The sequence below is a fragment of the Longimicrobiaceae bacterium genome (assembly GCA_035696245.1).
Classification (GTDB): domain Bacteria; phylum Gemmatimonadota; class Gemmatimonadetes; order Longimicrobiales; family Longimicrobiaceae; genus DASRQW01.
Window position 1 is genome coordinate 1 of the sequence record DASRQW010000394.1, and the last position, 4,617, is coordinate 4,617.

Sequence of the window (4,617 nt, forward strand, 5' to 3'; positions counted from 1 at the left end):
CGTGTCGCGCAGGTCTCCAACGCCTCGTTCGACGCGGCTACGTTCGAGGTCTGGGGTGCGCTGCTCAACGGCGCTTCCCTCATAGGCATCGACCGCGACGTGACGCTGTCGCCGCAGCGGTTCGTCGCCGCGCTTCGGGAGATGGACATCAACACGATGTTCCTCACGACTGCGCTGTTCAACCAGATCGCGCGGGAGATTCCAGACGGCTTCTCATCTCTCGACAACGTGCTGTTCGGCGGGGAGGCGGTGGATCCGTCGGCCGTGCGCGCGGTGCTGGATGGGGGCGGGCCGACGCGCCTGCTCCACGTCTACGGTCCGACTGAGAGCACGACGTTCGCGACGTGGCATCTGGTCGATGCGGTAGATGAGAACGCCGCGACGGTGCCCATCGGCGCGCCGCTGTCGAACACGACGACGTACGTGCTCGACCGCGAGATGCAGCCGGTTCCGGTCGGCGTCACGGGCGAGCTTTACATCGGCGGGGACGGGCTCGCGCGCGGCTATCTCGGCCGCGCCGGGCTGACGGCGGAGCGGTTCGTCCCGAATCCGTTCATCGACGGCCAGCGCCTTTACCGCACTGGAGATGCGGTGCGGTGGAACGCGTCCGGCGCCATAGAGTTCGTCGGGCGTTTGGACGAGCAGGTGAAGATCCGTGGCTTCCGCATCGAGCTGGGCGAGATCGAGGCGGCGCTGTCGTCGCATCCGTCGATCAAGGACGTGACGGTGATCGCGCGGGAGGACGTGCCGGGGAACAAGCGGCTGGTGGCGTACGTGGTCGCATCTACCGAATCGGGAGATGTGGATGCGGCGGCACTGCGTGCCCATCTCGCGTCGTCGCTGCCGGAGTACATGGTGCCCGCGGCGTTCGTGACGATGGATGCGCTGCCGCTGACGCCGAACGGCAAGGTGGACCGCCGCGCCCTTCCCGCGCCCGAGCACACGGGCGACGAGGCGAGCTTCGTGGCGCCGAGCACGCCGACGGAAGAGACGCTGGCGGCGATCTGGAGCGAGGTGCTGGGCGTGGAGCGCGTGGGGGCGAGCGACAACTTCTTCGCGCTGGGCGGGCACTCGCTCGTGGCCACGCGCGTGGTGTCGCGCATCCGCGAGGCGTTCCGGGTGGAGCTTCCGCTGCGCGCGCTGTTCGAGGCGCAGACGGTAGCCGCCCTCGCGGCCCGCGTGGACGCCGAGCAGGGCGGGGACGACGTGGCGCCGCCCATCGTCCCGGTGCCGCGCACGGGACCGGTGCCCGCCAGCTTCGCGCAGGCGCGCCTCTGGTTCGTGGACCGGCTGATGCCGGGCACGGCCACGTACAACATGCCCACGCCCATCCCGCTGCACGCCGATGTGGACGAGACCGTGCTGGAGCGCGTGCTGTCCGAGCTGGTCGCGCGACACGAGACGCTGCGCACCACCTTCGCCGCGGCCAACGGCGAGCCGGTGCAGGTCATCCACCCCGCGGGCGATTTCCATCTCCCCATTCGCGACCTGCGCCACCTTCCGCGCGAGTCCGCCCACGCCGAGGCCGCGCGCCTGGCGAAGGAAGACGCCGAGCGCCCGTTCGACCTGGAGGCGGGCCCGCTGTTCCGCGCGGAGCTCGTCCGCGTAGACGCCGACGTGTCGCTGCTGCTGCTCAACACGCACCACATCGTCAGCGACGGCTGGTCCACGACCGTGCTCACACGCGAGGTGAACGCGCTGTACGAGGCGTTCGCGGAGGGCCGTCCGAGCCCGCTGGCGCCGCTGCCGGTGCAGTACGCGGACTTCGCCGTCTGGCAGCGCGAGTGGCTGAGCGGCGCGGTGCTCGACAAGCAGCTCGCCTACTGGAAGGCGCAGCTCGCCGGCGTCCCCGCCGTACTGGACCTTCCCACGGACCGTCCGCGTCCCGCCGTGCAAACCTTCGGCGGCGCGTCGCGCTCCGTGGTACTGCCGCAGGCGCTGGTCGGGCGGCTGGAAACGCTCGCCCGCGACGCGGGGGCCACTCCGTTCATGGCGCTTCTGGCGGCGTTCAGCGCACTCGTCGGCCGCTGGGCGGGCGAGGACGACGTGGTGGTCGGCAGCCCCATCGCGGGCCGCAACCGCGCGGAAACCGAGGAGCTGATCGGGTTCTTCGTCAACAACCTCGTGCTGCGCACGGACCTCGCCGGCGATCCGTCGTTCCGCGAGCTGCTCGGCCGCGTGCGCGAGACCACGCTGGGCGCGTTCGCCCACCAGGACCTGCCGTTCGAGAAGCTGGTGGAGGAAACGGGCGCCGAGCGCAGCCTGAGCCACACGCCGCTCTTCCAGGTGCTCTTCAACCTGCTCACCGACGAGTCCGGCGGCGGCATGATCGCCGCCCCGGCCAGCGGCGAGACGGAGTCGGAGAGCGCGGGCGAGACGGCCAAGTACGACCTGAGCCTCACCGTGCACGGCAGCGGCGCCGCGACCGTCGCGTCGCTCCAGTACAACGTGGACCTGTGGGACGGCACGACCATCCGGCGGATGCTGCGCCAGCTCGTCGCGCTGCTGGACGCCGCCACGGCCGAGCCGGACGCGCCGCTCTCGCGCATCTCCACGCTGGGCGAGGACGAGCGGCAGACGATCCTCGGCGAGTGGAGCGGGTGCGCGACGGAGTACCCGCGCACCGCCGCGGTCCACACGCTGTTCGCCGCCCGTGCCGCTGTGCGCCCGGAAGCCGTCGCCGTCGTCTCGGAAGATGAGCGGCTGTCGTACGCAGAATTGGATGGCCGAGCCAACCGCCTCGCGCGGCACCTGGCTGCGGCAGGCGTGAAACGCGGGAGCCGCGTGGGCCTGGCGGTCGAGCGCTCGGCCGACCAGATCGTGGCGCTGCTCGCGATCCTCAAGGCGGGCGCTGCGTACGTGCCGCTCGACGGCAGCTATCCCGCCGAACGCCTCGCGTTCATGCTCGCCGACTCCGCCGTCTCCGTGCTCGTGGTGGGAGATGCGGTGCCGGACGCGCTCTCGTCCTTCGTGGGCCCCGTCATCTCTCTCGCCGCCGATGCGGAGCGCATCGCCGCGCATCCGGCGGAAGCGCCGGATGCCGCGCCGTTTTCGGCGGACGAACTCGCGTACGTCATCTACACGTCCGGCTCCACGGGCCGGCCGAAGGGCGTCGCCGTCCCGCACCGCGCCATCGTGCGGCTCGTGCGCGGCAACGACTTCGCGGACTTCGGGCCGGAGCACGTCTTCCTCCAGCTCGCCCCCGTCGCCTTCGACGCAAGCACGTTCGAGGTGTGGGGCGCGCTGCTCAACGGCGCCAGCCTCGCCGTCTTCCCGCCGCACACCCCCTCGCTGGAAGAGCTTGGCGATTTCTTCGTCCGCGAGAAGGTTACGACGGCGTGGCTCACCGCGGGCCTCTTCCACCAGATGGTGGATGGGAATCTCCCCGGTCTCGCGGGCTTGAAGCAGCTCCTCGCGGGCGGCGACGTGCTCTCCGTCCCGCACGTCCGCCGCGTGCTGGAAGCGCATCCGCATCTGCGCCTCATCAACGGCTACGGGCCGACGGAAGGCACCACGTTCACCTGCTGCCACACGATCCGTTCGGAAGATGTGGAGCGGGCGAGCATCCCCATCGGCCGCCCGATCGCGAACACGCGCATCTATGTGCTGGATCGTGGGATGCAGCCGGTTCCAGTCGGCGTCCCCGGCGAGCTCTACATCGGCGGCGACGGGCTGGCGGATGGGTATCTCAACCGTCCGGAGCTGACGGCGGAGAAGTTCGTCGCCGATCCGTTCTCGTCCGAGCCGAACGCGCGTCTGTACCGCAGCGGCGACCGGGTTCGGTGGCTGGACGGCGGGACGGTCGAGTTCCTGGGGCGGATGGACGAGCAGGTGAAGATCCGCGGCTTCCGCATCGAGCCGGGCGAGGTGGAAGCGGCGCTCACGTCGCATCCGCAGGTCCGCGGCGCGTCCGTGATCGCGCGCGAGGACGTGGCGGGTGATAAGCGGCTCGTGGCGTACGTCGTGGCGGAGGGCGAGGCGCCGTCCGCGCGGGAGATGCGCGAGCACCTGGCCGCGCGCGTGCCGGAGCACATGATCCCCGCCGCGTTCGTCACGCTGGACACGCTGCCGCTCACGGCGAACGGCAAGGTGGACCGCCGCGCGCTTCCCGCGCCCGAGCTTTCCGGAGACGCCGACCGCTACGTCGCGCCGCGCAACGAGACCGAGGCCGCCATCGTCGCCATCTACTCCGACGTGCTGCGGGCGGAGCGCGTGGGCGTGCACGACGGTTTCTTCGAGCTGGGCGGCCACTCGCTGCTCGCCACACAGGCCGTCTCCCGCCTGCGCGAACGCTTCGGTGCGGACGTGCCTGTGCGCGCGATCTTCGAGGCGCCCACGCCCGAGCTGCTGGCCGTGAAGGTGGACGAGATCGTCGCCGGGGCGGAGGGCATCGAGGCGCCGCCGCTCGTCCATCGCGACACGGACGAGCCCGCGCCGCTGTCGTTCGCCCAGGAGCGCATGTGGATCCTGGACCAGATGGAGCCCGGCGGCACGCTCTTCAACATGCCGTCGCCCATGGTGCTGGACGGCGCGTTGGACGTGCCCGCGCTGGGGCGCGCCATCGCCCGCCTGCTGGAGCGCCACGCCGTCCTGCGCACCACCTTCCGGCAGGTGGAC

Annotated in this window: 1 protein-coding gene; it reads left to right on the forward strand. The window is 71.2% G+C overall.

Annotated features, from left to right (window positions below):
- A partial coding sequence (locus tag VFE05_17870; GenBank protein HET6231945.1) for an amino acid adenylation domain-containing protein occupies window positions 1–4,617 on the forward strand: 4,617 nt, incomplete at both ends.